Genomic DNA, 21419 nt, shown 5'->3' with positions numbered 1-21419 from the left:
ATCAAAAATTAAATAGATGAAGAGAACAAGAACCTTATACTTAATTCCGCTACTGTTTTTCGGAATGCTTTTACAAGCTCAGGAGACAGTATCCATTGGAAAAGAGGAAGTGCTGGAAAGAGTACAGGATAACAACCGTCAGCTAAAGCTCTCCCAACAGGAGTTCCTGGCAGCCCGGGCACAATACCGGCAAACCAATGCGGTCTTTTTACCCAATATAAGCGTCTCCCACACCGGGATGACCACCAATAATCCCCTCATGGCCTTTGGTTCCAAACTGAACCAGGAGAGCGTCACCCAGGATGATTTCAATCCGGCGAGGCTCAATGATCCCGACCGTATTGACAATTTCGCTACTAAAGTGGAAGTGCAGCAACCGCTCGTGAACCTTGATGGTTTCTGGCAGCGCGGTGCTGCAAAGAAGAAGATGCAGGCCACTGAGCTGCAAAGTTTACGCACCGGGGACCACATGAAACTCGAAACCGAAAAAGCCTATATGCAGCTACAGCTCGCCTATAAAGCGGTAACTGTACTGGAACAGGCACTGGAAACTGCGCAGGCAAATTTGAGACTGGCCGAGAACAACTTTAAGCAGGGCTACCTGCAGCGATCTGATGTGCTGGCAGTGGAAGTCCGCGTGACCGAGGTGAACAACCAGTTACAATATGCCAGGAGCAACGTGCAGAATGCAAGCGATTACCTCATGTTCCTCATGGGCGAATCTATGGACGTGGTGTTGCTGCCAAAGGATTCTTTGAATGTGGAGATGTATGCAGTGAACGCTCCTGCCCTTCCCGGCGACCGTGCCGATATTAAAGCCATGGAACTGGCAACCGAGGCAAGGAAGAAAATGTATACGGCTTCAAAAATGTCATTTTTGCCACGCCTTAATGCCTTTGGAAGCTATGAACTCTATGACGATGAGATCTTTCAGGGTGACGCCAACGGATATATAGCCGGGGTCGCCTTGACCTGGGACCTGTTCGACGGCAGCAAACGCTTCGGAAAGACCCAGCAATCCAAAGCTGAATTCAAACAGGCACAATACGAACTTGAACAACACATACAACAGAGTCAGCTGGAATTGAACCGCGCCATCCGCGCTTTACAGGATGCAGAGAACAAACTGGAACTTACCCAACTGGCACTGGAACAATCCAAAGAAGCCCTTCGGATCCGAAACAACCGATACGAACAAGGCCTGGAAAAAACCACAGATCTCTTAGGAGCCGAAACCCAGTACTCCGAAAAGCAACTGGAGTATTATCAAACGGTGTATGAGTACAATTCTGCGGTGGCGTATTTGGAATTTTTAACCAGTAGTATTGAGAATTAGCAGTTGTCAGTTGTGAGTTGTCAGTTGTGGGTTATGAGTTGTTCCGGGTTACGGGTTCATTAAAAAACCGACAACTGAGGACCGACAACCGTCAACCGAAAACCGAGAACCGCCAACCGAAAACCGAGAACCGCCAACCGAAAACCGAGAACAGACAACCGACAACCGATAACCGACAACCGAGAAAAACCTTGAACATTAAACTTTGAACATTGAACCAATAGAGATATGAAAAAATTGATTTACACAACAATACTTGTTTCCCTGGTATTATTCGCGACCGGCTGTGGGAGCGATGATAAAAAACAGGCGGTGAATGAAGGTCCCGTTGTGCCTGTGGTGGTGGAAACACCATCGGGGGCGGGAGACCGCTTTCTCACTGCCAGCGGAAAGATCGAAGCGGTAAACAGCGCCAACCTCAGCACCCGCATGATGGGCTTTATAGATGACATTCACGTGAATGTGGGTGATAAGGTGAACAAAGGCCAGCTGCTGGTTTCCATCAACAACACAGACCTGCAGGCAAAGCGTGCCCAGGTAAATGCAGGAATCACTGAAGCTGAGGCCGCCTTTAACAACGCCCAAAAAGATTACGAGCGTTTCAAGGCTCTTTACGAAGAGCAGTCGGCTTCCCAAAAAGAAATGGACGACCAGACGGCCCGTTTTGAAATGGCGCAGGCGAGACTGGAAGCAGCAAAGCAAATGAAGAATGAGATCAATTCACAGTTTGCCTACGTCAATATACGCGCTCCTTTTAGCGGGGTAGTTACCAATAAATTTGCCGAAGAAGGTACTATGGCCAATCCGGGTCAGCCGCTCCTAGCTATAGAGGCTCCGGGGAATTTTGAGGTGACCGCGAGAGTTCCGGAATCAAGTATTTCTGAAATAGAAACAGGAACTAAGGTAGATGTCATTGTAAGGTCTGTTGACCAGAATGTTTCCGGAACAGTGGCCGAAGTAAGCACTTCGGCCAGCAACACCGGGGGACAATACCTTGTAAAGGTAGCCCTTGAAGATACCAAAGCAGACCTGAAATCGGGCATGTATGCTACTGTGAGGTTTCCGGTAGAGAAGCAGGAAAGCACCGCAGAAGCGGTGATGATCCCTACAGAAGCTACCGTTACCCGTGGTGACCTGAAAGGAGTTTATACCGTGAGTCAGCAGAACACTGCCATGTTAAGATGGCTAAGACTGGGAAGAACTTACGGAGACCGGGTAGAAGTCCTTAGCGGATTGAATCCTGATGAGGCCTACATAGTTTCGGCAGACGGGAAATTGTTCAACGGAGCAAAAGTGAATGTAAAGGAGTAAAGATGCGTTAAAGATTGAGGCAGTTATCCTCCCGACCGCAGGAAGGGAGATAGCGCCGAAAGCTTGGCCCCACCGAAGCTTGAGCGAAGGTGGGGAAACGCCCAAAGAACCATAAACAATATGAAAGAAGGATTAGCAGGCAAGATTGCCAAAGGCTTTATAAATTCAAAACTGACGGTGTTGCTCATGATCGTGTTTATGATCGTGGGTGTCTACGCATCGTTCTTGATTCCGCGCGAGGAAGAGCCGCAGATCGACGTGCCCATGGCCGACATATTTGTAGGCTACCCGGGTGCGAGCCCTACCGAGGTGGAACAGCGCATTATCAAACCCCTGGAAAAGATGGTTTCCAACATTCCGGGTGTGGAGTACGTTTACTCGACCTCCATGGAAGAACAGGGGATGTTGATCGTGCAGTTCTACGTGGGCGAGGATATTGAACGTTCCTATGTAAAGCTCTACAACGAGCTCATGAAGAACATGGACCAGTTCCCGCCAAATGTCACGCAGCCGCTGGTGAAGACCCGGGCTATTGATGACGTTCCCGTACTTGGTCTCACCTTGTGGAGCGAAAATTATGATGATTACCAGCTGCGCCAAATGGCCAACGAGCTGCGGCATGAGATCGAAAAGGTCGAAGATGTCTCTATCGTGAACACCATTGGTGGCCGCAACAGACAGCTGCGCGTGGTGCTCGACAAGGACAGGATGGCTGCCAGCGGAGTGGATATGCTGGGGGTTTCGGAAAAGATCCAGGCATCAAATCAGCAGCTTTCCTCCGGAAGTTTTGACCGCAACGACAGCGAAGTTTTGGTAAGTACCGGAAGCTTTTTAGAATCCCCTCAGGATGTGGAGAACCTCATCGTGGGAGTGAACAACGGGCAACCGGTTTACCTGAAGCAAATCGCAACTGTAAAAGACGGACCCGAAATTCCGAAATCTTACGTCACTTTTGGATACGGACAGGCGGTGGATGCTTCGGAAGCTTATCCCGCAGAATATCCTGCTGTGACTTTATCTGTAGCCAAACGCAAGGGAGCCGATGCGATGAAGATCGCCGATGTGATCCTGGAGAAAGTAGACTACCTGCAAACCAATCTTATCCCTGAAGATGTGCACGTGGAAGTGACTCGCAACTACGGGGAAACTGCATCGCACAAAGTGGGAGAACTTTTACTGCACCTCATTGGTGCGATCATAGCAGTAACCCTTGTTGTAATGCTGGCCATGGGCTGGCGTGGCGGACTCGTGGTATTCCTTTCGGTGCCCATCACCTTTGCCCTTACGCTGCTCAGCTATTACATGCTGGATTACACCCTGAACAGGATCACCTTGTTCGCCCTGGTATTCGTTACCGGTATTGTGGTGGATGACTCGATCATTATTGCAGAGAACATGCACCGGCACTTCAAGATGAAGCGCCTGCCATTCAAACAGGCTGCACTTTATGCCATTAACGAGGTAGGAAACCCTACTATCCTGGCGACTTTTACAGTAATTGCGTCTGTATTGCCAATGGCATTCGTAAGCGGATTGATGGGACCATATATGAGCCCGATGCCTATCGGTGCTTCCATTGCCATGATCCTGTCGCTGTTCGTGGCACTTACTATAACTCCATACCTGGGATTCATTTTCCTGCGTGAAAAGGAGAAAAAAGGTAAACGGGTGGAAGAAGCTGAGAAGAGGATCGAAGATTCTATGATCTACCGCATCTACAGGCGCTTTGAAGAGCCGCTTATCGATAATAAAAAGATCCGTTGGGGATTCCTGGGCCTAACCGCCTTACTCCTGCTGGGTTCTGTAGCCTTATTCTTTACTAAAGATGTGGCTGTGAAAATGCTGCCTTTTGACAATAAGAACGAATTCCAGGTGGTGATCGACATGCCCGAAGGAACTACGCTGGAAAGAACCGCCGTAGTTACAAAGGAGATCGGCCAGTACCTTAACCAGAGTCCGCAGGTGGTGAATTACCAGACATACATTGGTACTTCTGCGCCAATCACCTTCAACGGACTCGTACGTCACTACGACCTGCGGGGGGCGAGCAATACTGCCGATATACAGGTGAACCTGCTTCCAAAAGGAGACAGAAGTTTGCAGAGTCATGACATTGCAAAACTGCTGCGCCCGGATATACAGGCCATAGGAGATAAATACGGAGCCAATATTAAGCTGGTGGAAGTTCCGCCGGGCCCTCCGGTTTTGTCCACAATAGTCGCAGAAGTTTATGGACCCGATTATGAGACCCAGATCGCACTGGCAGACAGTATCCAAACCATTCTTCACAATACCGAAGACGTTGTGGATATTGACTGGATGGTAGAAGCCGACCAAAAAGAATACGAGTTTGAGATCGACAAGGAAAAGGCGATGCTTTATGGGATCGCACCTCAGCAGATCGTGTACACCCTGAATTCAGCTTTGGGAGAAAGAGCGATCACGCAGCTTTATGATGAGGAAGCTACCCAGCGGGTAGGCATTGTACTGGCACTGGATGAGGAGGAAAAATCTTCTGTACAGGACATTATGCAGATCAACATTGCTTCCCAACAGGGGCAAATGATCCCAATTGCAGATCTGGTTGAGCCAAAAGAGGTGACCAGGGACAAGAGCATTTACCGCAAAAATCAAAAGCGAGTGGTATATGTGCTGGCCGATATGGCGGGCGAACTTGAGAGTCCGGTCTACGCCATCCTGGGAATGGAAGAAAAGCTGAAGGAGATCGACATGCCTGCCGGACATGAGATCAGTGACCTGTATATGGGTCAGCCGGAATATGAAGATGACTACACCGTGAAATGGGACGGGGAGTGGCAGATCACCCTGGAGGTGTTCCGTGACCTTGGAATCGCATTTTTGGGAGTGATCGTGATCATTTACATCCTCATCGTAGGCTGGTTCCAGAACTTTAAAGCGCCTATTGTGATGATGGTGGCCATTCCGCTATCCCTCGTAGGAATTGTGCTGGGGCACTGGATCATGGGTGCCTTCTTTACCGCTACCTCCTTTATCGGAATGATCGCGCTGGCCGGGATCATGGTGCGGAACTCGGTGCTGCTCATCGACTTTGTGAACCTGCGACTGGAAGACGGAATTCCGTTGAAACAGGCAGTGATCGAAGCCGGTGCTGTGAGAACAACCCCTATCCTCTTAACTGCCGGTACGGTAGTGATCGGAGCCTTTGTGATCCTCTTCGATCCAATCTTCCAGGGACTTGCTATCTCGCTAATGGGAGGAACTATTGTCTCCACCTTCCTTACCCTCTTAGTAGTGCCATTGGTGTATTACATGATAGAAAAGAAGAAGTATGTGGATAGGGAGAATAAGGAGGTTGTTGAGAAAAGAGAAACTGAGGAAGTTCTTTAGTTGTCGGTTGTGAGTTATCAGTTGTGAGTTGTCAGTTAAATCAACACCAACGGATAACCGATAACCGACAACTGATAACCGACAACCGATAACCGACAACCGATAACCGACAACCGATAACCGACAACACTAATCATTAAACCTTAATCCTTAAACCTTTCAGAGATGAAATTACTAATAGTTACCAGCGTAGTTGCCTTCCAGAAGGACGTACTAAAGCTGTTCAAAAAAGCAAATATTGAAGCCTTTAGTTCTTCGGAAATAGACGGCTACAAGAATGGAAATTCCCTGGTCGCCACCCAGAGCTGGTTTCCGGGTGAAAAAGGCGGCAATGAATCTGTTATGCTGTTCTCCTTCACCGAAGAGGAAAAGATCAGTGATCTTTTCAAATACCTGAAGGAGTTCAATGAGCACCTGGAGACCAACAACCCTGTTCGCGCAGTTGTTTTACCCATAGAACAATCAATTTAACAATGAACAATTATCAATTATCAGTTAACAATTAAAATTCAAGATTATGCTAAACAGAGTAATACGCGGTATCGCCGGAACATTTATCCTAATCAGCTTACTGCTCGCAGTTTATTTAAATATCAACTGGCTGTGGTTCACCGCCTTTGTAGGAGTGAATCTGCTGCAATCCTCCATTACCCGCTGGTGTTTAATGGAAGATATCCTGAAGAAATTTGGAATTAAGGATGAAAAGCGGCAACTAAAGAAATCCGGCTCCAAAGCATAAGTTTTTTTGAAGGGTTGAAGCTGAAAATTCCGGAACATGACAAATGGCATGTTCCGCCTGAAGTTCAATGTCTACATTTATCTGTTAAACCAACTGTTATGAAAAAATTCCTTCTTCCCGTTGTTGCACTTTTGCTCCTCGCCGGGTGCCAGGACTCAAAAGCTGAATACAGTGCTCCCGAAACGACTAATCTGCGGATTGCAGCAGTAAAGCAGGAGCATCCCGGTAAAAAGCTGATGGAAACTTATTGCTATACCTGCCACAGTCCCTCTGCTCCTATGAATGAGGGCAGAATAGGTCCGCCAATGGCAGCTGTAAAAGCCCATTACTTGATGAACAATTCGACAAAGGAAGGATTTATAGACAGGGTGGTGTCTTTTGTGGAGGAACCTTCAGCCGAAAGATCCGAAATGCCCGGAGCGATCAAAAAATTCGGATTGATGCCTTACCAGGAATTTCCCGAAGGTACAGTAGAAAAAATAGCCGAATATCTTTATGATTACCAGGTTGAGGAACCTGAATGGTTCGCCGAACACTGGAAACAGGGGCCCGGAAAAGGCGTGTACCGGCAGCAGGGACAGCAGATGGGTAAAGGAAGACAGGGACAGGGAATGAGACAGGGCAAAGGTCAAAATAATATGGGCATGCAAGGACAAAATGCTGCCGACAGAGGATTGGAGATCGCACTGGAGACAAAGCAACTTCTGGGTCAGAATCTAATGGGAGCAATTCAAAAAGAAGGAACACTTCACGCTTTGGAATTCTGCAATGTTGAAGCCATTCCCCTTACCGCTTCCAAGGCAGAAAAATTTAATGTCCCAATACAGCGGGTTTCTAATAAGAGCAGGAACCCGCAGAACGAAGCCACTCCCGAAGAGGCTGCCTTGATCGACCTTTTCACGCATCAGGTGAGTGCAGGTAAAGATCCGCAGCCGGTACTAATACCCGAGAAAGGAACCACCCGCTTCTATTATCCTATAGTGACCAACAGCATGTGCCTGCAGTGCCATGGTAAACCGGGCGACATCGAGCCGCAGGTAAGGGAAAAGATCCTAAAGCTCTATCCGCAGGACAAAGCAGTAGGCTATTCAGAAAACGAGGTGCGCGGGATTTGGAAGATCGAGCTTCCAAACAGGCGCTAGAAATAAAAAAAAGATTAAGATCAAAGTCCTTCCAAAAAGACATTTTTGGAGGGGCTTTTTTATATACTACAGAGATTAAACCCGTCATGGAACAGCTTCTTTGGTAGTAAATCCGTAAATTTATTCTCCGGTCAACTCAGTTGAATTTGGCCCTCTTTTCTGAAAAAAATTAAAGATGAGAATAGCATTTCTAATCCTCATTATTCTACACGGACTCATTCATTTCCTCGGATTCTTAAAAGGCTTTGGTATTGCCGAAGTAAAAGAGCTAAGTCTTTCGATTTCCCGGCCTGTGGGATTGGTTTGGCTGGCGACCGGACTTCTCTTTCTGGTCTATGGTATTTCCTGGTGGACCGGTTACAAATTCAGCTGGGTCATAGGAATTATTGCAGTAGTGATTTCTCAGATCCTTATCATCATCTATTGGGAAGAGGCCAAGGCAGCGACATTGCCCAATCTCATTGTTCTAATTGTGGCGATCGTTTCCTTTGGCTCCTATAATTTCAACAGGCTGGTACAGGCAGATACAAACCGCATTTTAAACCGAACCCAATTGACACCGGAAAAAGCAGTTTCTGAAGAAGACCTTCAGGGACTGCCTCAACCTGTTCAAGAATGGCTCCGCCGGTCAGGGATCATTGGCAAGCCCTTTATAAGTAATGGAAGTGTTCTCCAAAAACTGGAGATGAAGATGAAACCCGAGCAGGAGAAATGGCTACAGGCAAATGCACTGCAGTATTCCACTGTAGATGTTCCGGCCTTTATTTGGAGCGTTGATGCCAGAATGAACAGTTTCATAGGCTTTTTAGGCCGGGATAAGTTCGAAGGCGGAAAAGGTGAAATGTTGATCAAACTTGAAGGACTGGTGAATGTTGTGGATGAAAAAGGAGAGAAACTGGATGAGGGAAGTCTGCAGCGCTACCTGGGGGAAATGGTGTGGCTGCCTACCCTGGCCCTAAGTCCTTATGTGAGCTGGGAAGCTGTAGACGACACTACTGCCGTTGCCACTTTGATATATAAAGACAGCAGAGGCAGCGGTACATTTAGTTTCAATAGTGACGGAGACTTCATAAGGTTTTCGGCACTGCGCTATAAAGGCAATGAATCCACCGCCCAACGGTATCCATGGGTGTTGAACGTGCAGGAGCATAAGAGCTTTGAGGGCATAAGAGTACCTTCGAAAATGTCTGCGACCTGGAAGCTGGAACATCAGGATTGGACGTGGTTAAAACTGGAGATCGTAGATATAAACTACAATGTCGGCGGTTCCAAAGCCGAAGCGGTAAAGAGATGAGCTTGTAATTTCCTTCCAAAAAATAGATTGGGCAGCAGCTTACCGGCTTTTTTCCTATATTTAGCAGAATTAGTTAACATTTTCTCTCTTTCCGGGTTCCCTACATCCGGAAAGTCAATCCTAAACCTGTATTTAACCTGAAGAAGAAACTTAAAAGCTGTAGAATCTTAAGCTCAGACTTTCTTGTAAGACATCAGCTGTACAGCCTGAATTTTGTCATGTTAGAGTTACAGCCAAACGTTGAAATCAAAATGACTATACCTCTCAAAAATGACATTTTTAGAGTCTCTTCCGGCTATCGTTTTACTTGGAAGAGTATGTTCTTGTAGGAATTCCATAAATTTACCTATGCCCGGGAGGATGAGCGCGTAAATCACACGGTGTAAATCTGTTCCATCTCAATTCTAAAGTTGTTCCGGGTTACCAACACATAAGATCATGATCAAGTTCTTTAGGAGGATCAGGCAAAATCTACTGACCGAAAATAAATTCAGCAAATACTTCCTGTACGCAGTTGGGGAGATCGTGCTGGTGGTCATAGGGATCCTAATCGCTCTGGCGATCAACAACAGGAATCAAAATCGTATCATCAGGGAAAAGGAGCAAGTCTACCTCATGGGGTTAAAAGAGGAGTTCCAGACCAGTAAAAGAAAACTTGAGGAGCTAATGGAAGTAAACCGCCGCAATTTCATAGGTGCAAAACAGGTAGTGAGTTACATTAGTACCGACACCAGGCCTTCGGAAAAAGAGTTGTCTGAATTGCTGTACCATACTTTTTCCTCAGATATTTCTTTTAATCCCAATAATTCTCTTTTGATCGAAATGATCAATTCCGGAAGTTTAAAGGATATTTCCAATACAACCTTAAGAGCAAGACTCACTAACTGGATCTCAACCATAGAAGATATTTCAAAACAGGAAAACGACCTGGGTCTGCAGCGGGAACTTGTTCTCGATTTTCTTAGAAGGAATGATTACAGCTTGAGAGCAATCCTTGAAGATACCGGGGTGAGCCGTGAACTTGACCTTCCGCAGGCCGCAAGTACTAAAAGCAATCTGGAATTGCTGAACTCCACCGCATTTGAGAATAATGTACTAATGTTCATTCTTTCTTCTCATGCCACCGAAGAGGCCCATTATAAACCCCTGTTGAAAAACCTGAACACCATATTGGTCCTCATAGATGATGAAATTGAATAAAATAAAAGCCCTGTTCATGCCTGTTACCTTCCATTCTCCCGTATATTCACCATATAGGACCAATCTATGAGTCGGATCTTAAGCCTTTTGCTTTTTCTTGTAATTATTAATTCACTACATGCACAAACCGAATTAAGACATGCCTATTATTTGGGAAGTGATGTGAGCCTGGGGAATTATGTTGGTCTTGACCTGGACGTAAATTATATCTATTCCGAAAAATATTCTTTGAGAGTGGGATATAGCGGACATGTACGCAAAGCAACCTCCTTACCCTATGACTACTCTGCCGGACTAGTAAACTCCATGCTGTTCGGTTTGGGTCAACCCGACGACCAGATGGAAAATTTTATGATCACGGCAGGTAAAATTTACAAACTGAACCAAAAAGGAACCATCCGGATGAATCTTTCATTTGGCCTGGGCTACACCACCATTAGAGAACCGGGGAACTGGCAAAGAATTGAGAATTCATTCCTGGTGGAAAACTATACCTGGAACTATAAAAAGTATAACACCGTAAGCCTAATTCTTAGTCCAAGATTGGAATTCCCGCTAACCCGCCTTTTTGGCTTATATCTTTCTCCTATGCTGCAAATCAATAAAGACAGGACCTATGTAGGTGTAGGAATAGGTAGTCTTTGGGGACAATTGAGAAAAAGAAATAGGACTGTTTCCAACGACAACTGAATTTCCCGTTAAAGCTTTGTTCCCAACAGCAGCGTATTACTTCCATACACCTCTTCCTTCTTCCGGAAATCTATTTTTAATTTGTCATTTTTGAGCAGGTTCGAGATCTGTACTTCATGAGCAGAATTTACTCCGGCGTTAAAAAGTATCTTTCCGGAAGGTTGCAGTAAACCCGCAAGATCTTTCCAGAAATTTTCAGAAAAGAACTGATCCGGCACCTCCAGGTCAAGAAAGAGGTCGATTATAATTAATCCGAATTTCTCAGGTGTGGAAGAAACATATATTTCAGCATCGGCGCAAATCAATTCAAGGGGCTGATGCGCCTCGATCCCAAATTCATTGATCGCAATTTCTATAATCGCAGGATCTATTTCTACCGCAGTGATCTTTCCGTAATAGTTGTATTTCTTCCGCAGCAGAGGAATTACGCTTCCGCCGCCAAGACCCAGAACTAACACCGGAGCAGCACGATCTGCACTGGTTTGTGCGAGTCCGCGGTCCATTACCTCTTGTAGTGCGCCATAGGAGTAATTGGCATTTGCGCTATCCAGCACCTTTCGGCCATTGATCCAGGTCACTTCCAGCATTCCACTAAAGTGGGATTCGTAGTTTTTGGTCAGGGGCCAAAGGTAACTAAGGGATCTTTTCATAGCCGTGCAAAAGTACGGCTTTGGAAGGACGTATTTAAAAGGACGAGGTTAGAAGGCGAGAATAATGTTTTCCGATTATTGATAATGATCTGAAACCAAACCACCATCCCTAAAAAAGAAATTTTGTAACACCGGTAATTTCCTCTCGTCTTTAAAGAAAGAAATCATCAATCAATCAAAAAACTGAACAATGAAAAAACTTGCACTAACCTTAATCGTATTGATCACACTTAACGCACAGGCACAAAGAAATGTAGAAAAAGAAGTTGCTTATCAAGGGCAGCCCGTAACTGTGGAATTTGCTTTTGCTTCAGATATTGAAATGAAGACCTGGAACAGATCTTCTATAAAGATCGAAGCTTTGGTAGATACCGAAGACAAAAAATACACCGAACAATATGAGCTGCAAGTGAACAGCAGCGACTCAAAGATCGAGATCAGTTCAAACATGAAGGATCTTCTAGAAGGCTACCATGTTGAATTTGGTGAGAGAAACGAACTAAAGCAAGAGATCTATTATACGCTTTATGTCCCCAAAGGTGTAAAGCTCGAATTATCCAGTGTTACGGGTAGTATGACTTCTGAATTTTTGCAGGGCGATTTTAAGCTGGACCTGGTAATTGGAAACGTACAAATCGAAAGATTTAAAGGGAACCTCGAACTTAACTCGGTCACCGGAAAGATCTCTCTTCCTGTAAAGAACAGCTCCTATAAGGTCAAGACCGTGATGGGAAATATTTATAACAACGACTCCGGTGCCACAAAGGAGAAAGGCTTTGTAGGCCAGGAAGTCTTCAAAGAGTTGCATAATTCACAAAGTCAGCTTACGCTAAATTCAGTAACAGGAGATATTTATTTGAATTAGCCGCCGTTAGGATGAAGTTGCAGCTGGTTAATAAAAGATCCCGCCTTGAGCGGGATCTTTATATTTATTCCGAAGGCAACATTTTCTTACCTCTCCAAAATACCATTTATTCCCTGTATTTTTCAAACCACGCGAGGATAGCTGCAACCTTGGCTATTAAGTTACTCGGCCGGTTTGCTATTCCGTGAGAAGCTCCGGGAATTCGAACCATTGCTGCATCCACTCCCTCGAGTTTTAGTGCAGTATAGAATTGTTCAGATTCGGCTATGGGAGTTCGGTAATCTTCCTCTCCGGTCAAAAGCATGGTTGGAGTGGTCACATTGCCAACATAAGTAATTGGCGAACGCTCGATATAGGTAGAAGGGTCTTCCCAGGGTTTATTTGGGAACCAGTATTTGCTGAAGAAAGCAGGATTATCTGCATAAAGTACAAAACTATACCAGTTGATCACCGGTTTGGCCACTACGGCAGCACTGAACCTGTTGTTCTTTCCAATGATCCATGCGGTAAGAACTCCGCCGCCACTGCCACCGGTAACAAACAGATTTTTCTCATCAATAAAGCCTTTTTCAATCACGGCATCTACTCCACTCATTAAGTCTTCGTAATCGTGGTTTGGATAGTCATGGTGAATAAGATTTCCAAATTCTGCTCCATAGCCACTGCTCCCCCGCGGATTGGAGTAAAGAACAACGTAACCCGCAGCCGCAAAAGCCTGGATCTCTGCTGAAAAAACCGATCCATAACTAGCAAAGGGCCCGCCGTGAATTTCGAGAATAAAAGGATATTTTTTATTTGGATCAAAATTAGGCGGGATTACCATCCACCCCTGAATTTCCCTGCCATCATAAGAAGATTTCCAGGTAATCTCTTCAACATTTCCCAATTCGCGATAGGAAAAGAGATCTTCGTTCAGACTTGTAAGCCGTTTCACATGCTTTCCATCTTTTACGGCAAGATCGGCCGGATGAAGGGGCGTTCCAAGGGTGTAGGCCAGCTTCCCGGAATTTGAAACTGAAAAAGCAGCTGCATTATACGGCCTCCCCAGGGAAAGTCCGCCAAGGTCATCGGCGACAACCTTTGTGTTTCCTTGTAGATCTATGTAGCCTATCTTTGTCTTTCCGTGGTCGTTGAAATTAAAGTAAAGTCCTTTTCCTTTTCCATCCCACTTAATATTCTCAATATCCCTGTCAAATTCTCCGGAAAGTTCCCTGACGTTGGTGCCATCAGGTTTCATCACGTATAACTCATTGATCTGGTAACCCAGGTATTGGTCATCATAGCCTGTAAAAGCTAAAAGATCTCCTTTGGGCGAAACTGCAGGACCGCTGTCGGGGCCAAGTCTATCTGTAATCGCCTTAATTTCTCCTGAAGCTATTTGCAGTTCATAGATCTCTGAATTATTGGGTTCCAGGTCTGCCCCTTCATGCAGATTCGCTGAAAAATACAGCTTCTTATCATCGGCAGACCAGGCTGGTGCTCCCAGATCTTCATCTTCAAAGGTCAGCTGTCTGGGAGTGCCTCCGTCTGTAGAGAGCACGAAGATCTGGTCATTCCCGGATTTTAAGTAGCCCTGGCCGTCGCCGCGATAATTAAGCTCATCAATATAAACTGGTGGTTCATTCCATTTTGCTCCTTCGGGTTTGGCAGGAAGCTGAATGAGAGATTGGCCTTTTTCAGGAACAAACATGGTAAATGCAAGTTGATCTCCCGCATGATTCCACGCGACATTTCCCGGGGATTGGGCGCTATTGGTGAGAGCGAAGCTTTCCCTGGTATCCATCCACATGAGAAAGAGCTTCATTTTTTCATCCTGCCTGTCAGAAAGGAAAACGATCTTTTTCCCGTCTGGCGACCAGCGCGGGGAAAGATCCCTTTGATTGCCCGAGGTGAGCGGCCGATTCTGAGTTCCATCGGAATTGACTATCCAGAGATTTGAATAATTTCCGTCGGTCATGATGTCTTTGAAGTTCCTCACGTAGATAATCTTGTCTCCATCAGGAGAGATCTGTGGGTCGGAAACATATTCCAGGTCAAAAAAATCGGTTAGTTCGATAGGAGTTTTCTGAGCCCAAACAAGGTTTCCTGAAGCAACGAACAGGAGCAGGAGTAGCAGTTTTTTCATAAAGCAGATTCTTATCTGTTAATAAATAAGGTCTCAAAATACAAAAACTCCAATTAAAGAACACTCTTAAAAAGGGGATGAGGTCTGGGTACTATAGTCCCGAAATAAATAAGCGCGAAGAAAAGGATCCTGGTAAAGAAGTTACTTCAGCAAGACATTTTTTAAAAGCAGCATCACTTACTTTTCCTGTTTAGGATGATCAGGTATAAAGCGACGATCGCGATGGTCAAAATCCCACCTGCTATGTAGATCTTGTATTCCATAAAAAAATAGGTACAGGCCCAAGGGACCAACAAAATTCTGAAATTACCCGGACCTGAAAAATGACAATTATCAGGTTTACTTCCCTGACTTGTATTTTTTTTCTAAATTTAAATACTGCTCATTTAAGTCACTCCCCCGCTACTTAACAGTTTTTACAAGAAGATCAATATGAAAAGTGTGTTCAAATTTATTGGCTTTGGTTTTCTGCTCTGTACCCTGACGGGAACATCAGGGTTTGCTCAGCTTTCCAATTATGAGATCGTAGATCTTTCTCATGAATTTTCAGAAGAGACTATTTACTGGGTCACGGCGAAAGAATTCGACCTGGATACGGTTTTTATGGGAGATACTGAAAAAGGGTATTATTATTCGGCATATGATTTTGCTACAGCCGAGCATGGGGGAACTCATCTTGATGCTCCTATTCATTTTGCCAAAGGCATGCATTCTGTGGAACAAATCCCGCTGGAGAATCTACTTGGTTCGGCCATAAAGATCGATGTTTCCGAAAAAGCATTAAAGGATAAGGATTACCAGGTCTCTGTTAATGATCTCGTGGCCTGGGAAAAACAGCATGGGAAGATTCCCGATGGCAGTATTGTACTGCTGCAAACCGGCTACTCCCAATTCTATCCCGATAAGGAAAAATACCTCGGCACCAGGGAACGCGGGGAAGAAGCTGTGAAGTTACTCCATTTCCCCGGTCTCTCCCCGGGCGCTGCAAAGTGGCTGGTAAACAACCGGAAGATTAAATCTATTGGCATTGACACTCCAAGTATTGACTACGGACAGTCGGAGTTGTTCGAAAGTCACGTGGTGCTGCTTTCAGAAAACATTCCTGTTTTTGAAAACCTCACCGCCCTGGAGAAATTACCTGCCAAAGATTTTGATGTTATCGCATTACCCATGAAGATCAAAGGCGGAAGCGGCGGACCTTTAAGAATCATAGCACTGCTTCCGAAGTGATCTATTGATTTTTAAGCAAAAGCCTTATTGTGCCAGTCAAATACTTCTTCAAGATCGATATCCATGACTGAGTCTACGACGATGCTTCATCCATATCTATTAAAAATCCTTTTTTCATAGCTGATTTTTCTAATGATTAAAAAATATGACAGGACTTGGAACTTTAATAATTAAAGTTTAGAGTACCAGAACCTGGTCGCTTAGATCCTTACCTGTTAATATTTTGGCATAGAACTCCAGATCATACCTTGTAGACTTATATGAAGTCTTGAGCTTCTGTTCCAGTTCGTGTAGGGAAAACGTGTAAACCTTAATCGTAGGATAAGTCTTAGCCCTGTTTATGGACTCATTCACACCAATCTCATACACTTCTGTACCCGCATCATAGCTAACGTACTCGGCGTACAGATTGTGCCTGATTAGTTCAACCAGTCCATGAGGAGCTTTCCGATTCCTTTTACACTCCCTGATCATACTTCCAAGAGAAGGCTTCCAGAGAGATTTCATTTCACTGCGGGTAACAAAAACTGCCATAACTAATTTTTCTAGATTTAATAATTAATTTTACTTTTCAATCCTTATTATTTACTGAAACCACCAAATCAGTTGATTAACATCAGAATAAAACACTTAAATAGTTAAAAGTCAATAAATAATGTAATTGAAAAAAATATAGGAGTGAAAAATCATTTTCATTTTTTCAGCAGCGTGAAATTTTCAAACTGCTAAAATTTAAGCTTCCACAGGCAAATTATTACCTCTCTAAAATGTCATTTTTGGATCCTCTTTAACATTTCTTCAGGTCCAAAACGTCTATTCATACTTTAGTTCTGCATAAGCAGCAGTTCCATGCTCATGTGCATCAAGCCCTTCTATCTCTTCCTGCTCACTCACCCGCAACTCGTTTGTATGTTTCAGGATTAAGAAAATGACATAGGAAGAAAGCGCTGCAAAGGCTGCTATTGCAGTAATTCCTACGATCTGGGAAAACAGCTGTCCCAGGCCGGCCATGCTTCCGAAGATCCCAACTGCCAGAGTGCCCCATACTCCGCAGGTAAGATGCACCGAAACCGCACCCACTGGATCGTCCAGCTTTCTTTTCTCCAGAAACGAAACGGAAAGAACTATAAGTATGCCCGAAACTGCTCCAATGATAAATGCATCAAAGATTCCCATAACATCTGCCGAAGCAGTGATCCCTACAAGTCCTCCCAGAATTCCGTTAAGTACCATCGACAGATCGTTGGCCTTGTATCGAAGCCTTGTAAAGAGGAAAGTACTAAGCCCTCCTGCCGAAGCCGCAATACAGGTGGTAACAAGCACCAGGGAAGTCTTCCCCGGATCGGCAGATAGTACCGAACCTCCATTGAAGCCAAACCAGCCAAACCACAACAAAAATGCTCCCACTGTTGAAAGCGGAATACTATGGCCGGGGATAACTTTGATCTCCCCTTCAGAAAATTTTCCTATTCGCGGCCCCAGATGATAGATCCCGACAAGGGCAGCCCAACCTCCCACAGAATGAACAAGGCTGGAACCGGCAAAGTCATAGAATCCAAGCTCATCTAAAAATCCGCCACCCCATTTCCACATTCCGATGATTGGGTAGACCAGGCCCACGTAAATAATGGCAAATGAAATGAAGCCGCTAAGCTTGATCCTTTCGGCTACAGCGCCTGAAACTATAGTTGCGGCTGTAGCTGCAAACATGGCCTGAAAAAGGAAATCGGTATAGAAAGTATAATTGCCACCTACGTATTCTGCAGATAGACCATTCTCCGGAAGTGGTATTCCAAATCCGGCAAAACCCAGAAATCCACCCGCAAAGATCTCTCCCGGATACATAAGACTAAAACCGACCAGGGTATAGGTAAGGAGACCAATGATAATGACCATGACATTTTTAAATAGAATGTTGATGGTGTTCTTTGCACGGGTAAGGCCAATTTCCAGCAGAGAAAATCCCAGATGCATAATAAAGACCAGTGCTATACATAGCATCATCCATACGTTGTTGACTGCGAAGTTTACATTTTCCATAATTAACTGAGAGATTTAGTTCCGGATTCTTGCGTTCTTATTCTATAGGCTTCTTCAATATTGGAGACGAAAATTTTGCCATCTCCCTCTTTTCCTGTGTGTGCGGTCTTTAGGAGAACCTGTACTGTTTCGTCAGCTTTTTCAGGAGATACTACTATTGACAACATTCTCCTGGGAATATCTGATGTACTATAGGCCACCCCACGATAGACGTGACCATGGGTTTCATTTCCAACTCCGGTAGCATCCCAATAAGTAAAGAACACTACCCCAATCTCCTGAAGCGCCTGTTTTACTTCCTGGAACTTTTCACTACGAATGATAGCTTCGATTTTTTTCATTTTTGAAGAATTATATGAGATAAAAGTATGTAAAAACAATTTAACCCCTATTAAAAATAGGGGTAAAAAGTACATATTTGTGTTTTTATAAAAAGTACCCCCTAAATTTATGGGGTAATTAAAATACAATATATCTTTTTGCATTTTTGACCGCTGCTATAAGCGACTGCCGGAAGATTTCTGAATAATGTGACACTTTTGGAGAGACTATAAAAAAGAAAAAGCCTTCCTTCGGGAGAAGAAAAGCTTTGGATTTTGAGTATTTCAAAAAATCTGACCCCTGAATTCCATTTAGAACTTCCTGGCATTCGGGATGTTCAGACTTTAGATATATATCTTTTATTCCGGAGAAAAATCAGATTTTTTTAGGTTGGGCGGAGTGATCTAAAACAAAAGGTAGATAATGCTTTCTTTTTTCATATTCAGAAATTAGCATTTCCCTAAGCTGCTCATTATTTCTCATAAGAGAGAACATGGCTCCCTGCGCCCTAAGTAGTCTTGCTTCTCTGTCGACTCCAAGCTCCTGCTTGTACAGTTCTTTAATTGCTGCTACAAATTCATTGTACATGTTGAACTCTTCTCCCTGAAGATTCTTAAGAATAGCTGAAAAACAAAAAGCTTCCAGTTCAGGCTTTCTTTCTGAAAGAGTTTCGGTGATGCCATTCAAACCTGCACAGACTTTCCCTTTATAGGAGCCTTCTGCAGTTATTCCAAGAATATTGAAATATTTGACAGCAACGTTAAGCAGCTGGTCCACTGAAACGGTATCTGCAACAACCGACCTGTTTTCTACCTTTTTTGAAAGTGCAGTCATTAAATGATCAAATTGGGGATCCCTTTTTAAAAATCCGGTAAACTCCTCCTGAAGCTCCTCCTCTTTTTCGATTTCCATCAACTGTTGGTAGGCTTCACGATCTGTAAAATTGGTAAGCCAATATTCCAGGAAGACTTTGTTGTTATTAACAAGTCCGGAAAGCGGATGTTCCCTATCGAGTTCTTTTACCCAACTTCTTAAATATTCTCTACCCTCATAATTTTCTTTTTTGATATGGAAAATCTCGTCATAGTCATCCTGAATTCCTGATGAACTTTGAGCAAATAGAGCGGATTGGATAAGCGTGAACGAAATGAAAAATAAAAACCTCATAAATAAATTTTTTTCAAATATAACTAAATACTTAGTTTCACCTAATAATTTAGTTGAAAAGATTTAATATTTTAAGATATCCGGTATCCATACGTTCCAGTACTTTTTGTAATCACCTTTTTCAAGCGTGATTAGATCCTGCGCAACCCAGTAGTGGAACTGGTCCTTATGCATCGAGCGGTAAAAGTTGTTAATATCTGCAGCATTCTGTGCAGTGTACACTACAAATACCCGATCTGCATTGTACGGGCTGACCCACGAACTGACCAGCTGAAGATTCTCCCCTTCTATGAACTTGTTAGTATAGATTCCTTTCTCGCTTATGCTGATCGGCAATTCATGGAAGTTATCTTTTAGCAGCAAATTGCCCTCTACTGTCCCAAAAAGGACCAGATCATAATTTTCAAGGTCCATCAAAAAAGCCTGCTCGTCTGTCACCAACTGAATTTTTTCACTGAACATGTTCTTGTATTCCTCTGCAAAAGCATGCATCTTCTTTTGCGCAGCCTTGTCAGTTTCATGAGTACCAACAACAAATAAGGTAGTACTGTCTCTCGCAAACTCGTATGGCTTCGGAATTTTTTGTATCTCCGGCTGCAAAAATCTCTTCAGATTTTCCGTTTTTTGAGACAGGTAATCCGGTGTAATTTCTGAAAAGGCGGTGATCAATTCAGGAACATAGGTTTTAAAGGTGGGAAATTCTGTGCGGTTCTGTTGGTAGATCCTGAGCTTTTCCCGCAACTTGTCAAGGTATAGAAATTGCCTGCCCATTTCCTTTTTGTAGATGGTCTGTTCCACCAGTTGAGGTTCAAGGTGCTGAGCCATCATTTCAAGAACAGCAGCTCTTACCACATGTTCATTAACAACAGGCATCCAGTTGTGATAACCCTGCTGTTTCATGGCATTTTCAACGTGAGAGTATAGCGGCTCATACCCCTTTAATGCTTCGGAATGCTCATCCATTTCAGGATTGACAAAACCATGTGAAAATTCGTGAAGAATGAGCTCCTGTAGAGACAGAGTAGGTTCAAAAACCGGAATTCCTCCTGATTTTTTGTTGGTCTCGACTATTGCATAAAATTCAGATCTACCAGTACTTTCAATGATCTTCCCGAAATTCCCGTAGTTACTAATCAGGTTCAGGATCACAGTATATTTATCTCCTTCTTTTCCGAAGAAATCCTCGAGAAGATCCACAGCTTCAAAATCTCTAAAGGTATATCTGGTCTGGGAAAGCACCTGCTGGTAAAAATCTTTCTGCTCTTTATAAAAGAATTGCCGGAAACCGGATACCTCAGCATAATCTTGAAAAGCGGAAGCCAGCTTCTCCAGCTGTTCCATACCTCCTCCCCTTTCGATTATTGCGGCGGGCATGTTCTCTTTGATCCTGAGATCCTCATCCAGGTGTAGTAAAAAGAACATGGGATCATCTACACCCCAGCCTTTTTGCCAGGTTTCCCGAAGCACAGTCGGCGCCGCATGATCCTTCCATGGAGAAAACCTGTCTAAAATGTCTTTTTTGTAGGGTATGTTTGACAAAGTCATTCCGGAATGTCCGAACTGCATGGCAATGATATTGAACAGTTCGATCCTGGGATCTATTGTATAGTTGACGCCGTTCACTTCGACATCATAAGGTTTCAGGTCCTCGGCTGCAAAGGCACCGGTATTCAGGAATAGGATAAAGAATGGAAAAAATAAAATAAGTCTCATTTTGAAAAACATTTTGATGATTGATGTATTCAAAAGAGCCTAAAAGAGTGGAAATGTTACACTTTCGATAAATAGATATCATAAAGAGATATTTTCATTGCTAATTCAGCATAAAAAAACAGAAAAAGATGCAGCTCTAAAAGCTGATTTTCCCGCGCCCTTCTGAAGTTACTTTGCTAATTAGTGAGAGATGTATCCCGGGAACCGGGGGATAAGGAAATAAAAAA

At 44.1% G+C, this 21419-nt stretch carries 18 protein-coding genes; 11 read left to right on the top strand and 7 right to left on the bottom strand.

Annotated features, from left to right (window positions below):
- Positions 1–16 precede the first annotated feature (16 nt).
- From VR862_RS10040 to VR862_RS10000, 9 genes are all read left to right on the top strand, one after another.
- Positions 17–1336, top strand: a complete 1320-nt coding sequence (locus tag VR862_RS10040) for a TolC family protein (RefSeq protein WP_324720833.1) — start codon at positions 17–19, stop codon at positions 1334–1336.
- A gap of 228 nt (positions 1337–1564) precedes the next feature.
- The gene (locus tag VR862_RS10035) at positions 1565–2647 is read left to right on the top strand and encodes an efflux RND transporter periplasmic adaptor subunit (protein ID WP_324720832.1); all 1083 of its coding nucleotides are present in this window, start codon (positions 1565–1567) and stop codon (positions 2645–2647) included.
- A 120-nt stretch (positions 2648–2767) separates the two neighbouring features.
- Positions 2768–6016, top strand: a complete 3249-nt coding sequence (locus tag VR862_RS10030) for an efflux RND transporter permease subunit (RefSeq protein WP_324720831.1) — start codon at positions 2768–2770, stop codon at positions 6014–6016.
- 165 nt (positions 6017–6181) lie between these two features.
- Positions 6182–6487: a hypothetical protein gene (locus VR862_RS10025; protein WP_324720830.1), complete on the top strand. Its 306-nt coding sequence runs from the start codon at positions 6182–6184 to the stop codon at positions 6485–6487.
- A gap of 46 nt (positions 6488–6533) precedes the next feature.
- Positions 6534–6755, top strand: a complete 222-nt coding sequence (locus VR862_RS10020) for a YgaP family membrane protein (RefSeq protein WP_324720829.1) — start codon at positions 6534–6536, stop codon at positions 6753–6755.
- Positions 6756–6853: 98 nt separating this feature from the next.
- Complete coding sequence (locus VR862_RS10015) at positions 6854–7897, top strand: Tll0287-like domain-containing protein (RefSeq protein WP_324720828.1); 1044 nt, start codon at positions 6854–6856, stop codon at positions 7895–7897.
- Between the two features lie 175 nt (positions 7898–8072).
- Positions 8073–9191, top strand: a complete 1119-nt coding sequence (locus VR862_RS10010) for a DUF6544 family protein (protein ID WP_324720827.1) — start codon at positions 8073–8075, stop codon at positions 9189–9191.
- A 438-nt stretch (positions 9192–9629) separates the two neighbouring features.
- Positions 9630–10391 carry a DUF6090 family protein gene (locus VR862_RS10005; protein WP_324720826.1) on the top strand — a complete coding sequence of 254 codons (762 nt, stop codon included), beginning with the start codon at positions 9630–9632 and terminating at the stop codon, positions 10389–10391.
- A gap of 66 nt (positions 10392–10457) precedes the next feature.
- Positions 10458–11081, top strand: a complete 624-nt coding sequence (locus VR862_RS10000) for a hypothetical protein (protein ID WP_324720825.1) — start codon at positions 10458–10460, stop codon at positions 11079–11081.
- Positions 11082–11089: 8 nt separating this feature from the next.
- On the opposite strand, the gene VR862_RS09995 is transcribed toward VR862_RS10000, so the two are convergent.
- Positions 11090–11731 carry a spermidine synthase gene (locus tag VR862_RS09995; RefSeq protein WP_324720824.1) on the bottom strand — a complete coding sequence of 214 codons (642 nt, stop codon included), beginning with the start codon at positions 11729–11731 and terminating at the stop codon, positions 11090–11092.
- Positions 11732–11921: 190 nt separating this feature from the next.
- Here VR862_RS09995 and VR862_RS09990 point away from each other — a divergent pair, with 190 nt between their 5' ends.
- Positions 11922–12596, top strand: a complete 675-nt coding sequence (locus VR862_RS09990) for a DUF4097 family beta strand repeat-containing protein (RefSeq protein WP_324720823.1) — start codon at positions 11922–11924, stop codon at positions 12594–12596.
- A gap of 106 nt (positions 12597–12702) precedes the next feature.
- Here VR862_RS09990 and VR862_RS09985 read toward each other — a convergent pair whose 3' ends face one another.
- On the bottom strand, positions 12703–14721 hold the full coding sequence (locus VR862_RS09985) for a S9 family peptidase (RefSeq protein WP_324720822.1): 2019 nt from the start codon (positions 14719–14721) through the stop codon (positions 12703–12705).
- A gap of 432 nt (positions 14722–15153) precedes the next feature.
- Between VR862_RS09985 and VR862_RS09980 the strand changes: the two genes are divergently transcribed.
- Positions 15154–15951: a cyclase family protein gene (locus VR862_RS09980; protein WP_324720821.1), complete on the top strand. Its 798-nt coding sequence runs from the start codon at positions 15154–15156 to the stop codon at positions 15949–15951.
- A 177-nt stretch (positions 15952–16128) separates the two neighbouring features.
- On the opposite strand, the gene VR862_RS09975 is transcribed toward VR862_RS09980, so the two are convergent.
- The 5 genes from VR862_RS09975 to VR862_RS09955 all read right to left on the bottom strand — a co-directional run bounded on the left by VR862_RS09975 (position 16129) and on the right by VR862_RS09955 (position 21192).
- Complete coding sequence (locus tag VR862_RS09975) at positions 16129–16485, bottom strand: hypothetical protein (RefSeq protein WP_324720820.1); 357 nt, start codon at positions 16483–16485, stop codon at positions 16129–16131.
- A gap of 279 nt (positions 16486–16764) precedes the next feature.
- Entirely contained in the window at positions 16765–17991 is a 1227-nt protein-coding gene (locus VR862_RS09970) for an ammonium transporter (protein ID WP_324720819.1), read from the bottom strand.
- Between the two features lie 2 nt (positions 17992–17993).
- Positions 17994–18332 carry a P-II family nitrogen regulator gene (locus tag VR862_RS09965; RefSeq protein ID WP_324720818.1) on the bottom strand — a complete coding sequence of 113 codons (339 nt, stop codon included), beginning with the start codon at positions 18330–18332 and terminating at the stop codon, positions 17994–17996.
- Positions 18333–18687: 355 nt separating this feature from the next.
- Complete coding sequence (locus VR862_RS09960) at positions 18688–19479, bottom strand: hypothetical protein (protein WP_324720817.1); 792 nt, start codon at positions 19477–19479, stop codon at positions 18688–18690.
- Positions 19480–19542: 63 nt separating this feature from the next.
- Complete coding sequence (locus VR862_RS09955; protein WP_324720816.1) at positions 19543–21192, bottom strand: DUF4932 domain-containing protein; 1650 nt, start codon at positions 21190–21192, stop codon at positions 19543–19545.
- Between the last annotated feature and the right edge of the window lie 227 nt (positions 21193–21419).

Source organism: Salinimicrobium aquimaris (assembly GCF_035607535.1).
Taxonomy (GTDB): Bacteria; Bacteroidota; Bacteroidia; order Flavobacteriales; family Flavobacteriaceae; genus Salinimicrobium.
Note: the sequence above shows the minus strand (reverse complement) of the source record. Positions and strands in the feature narration are given on the sequence as shown.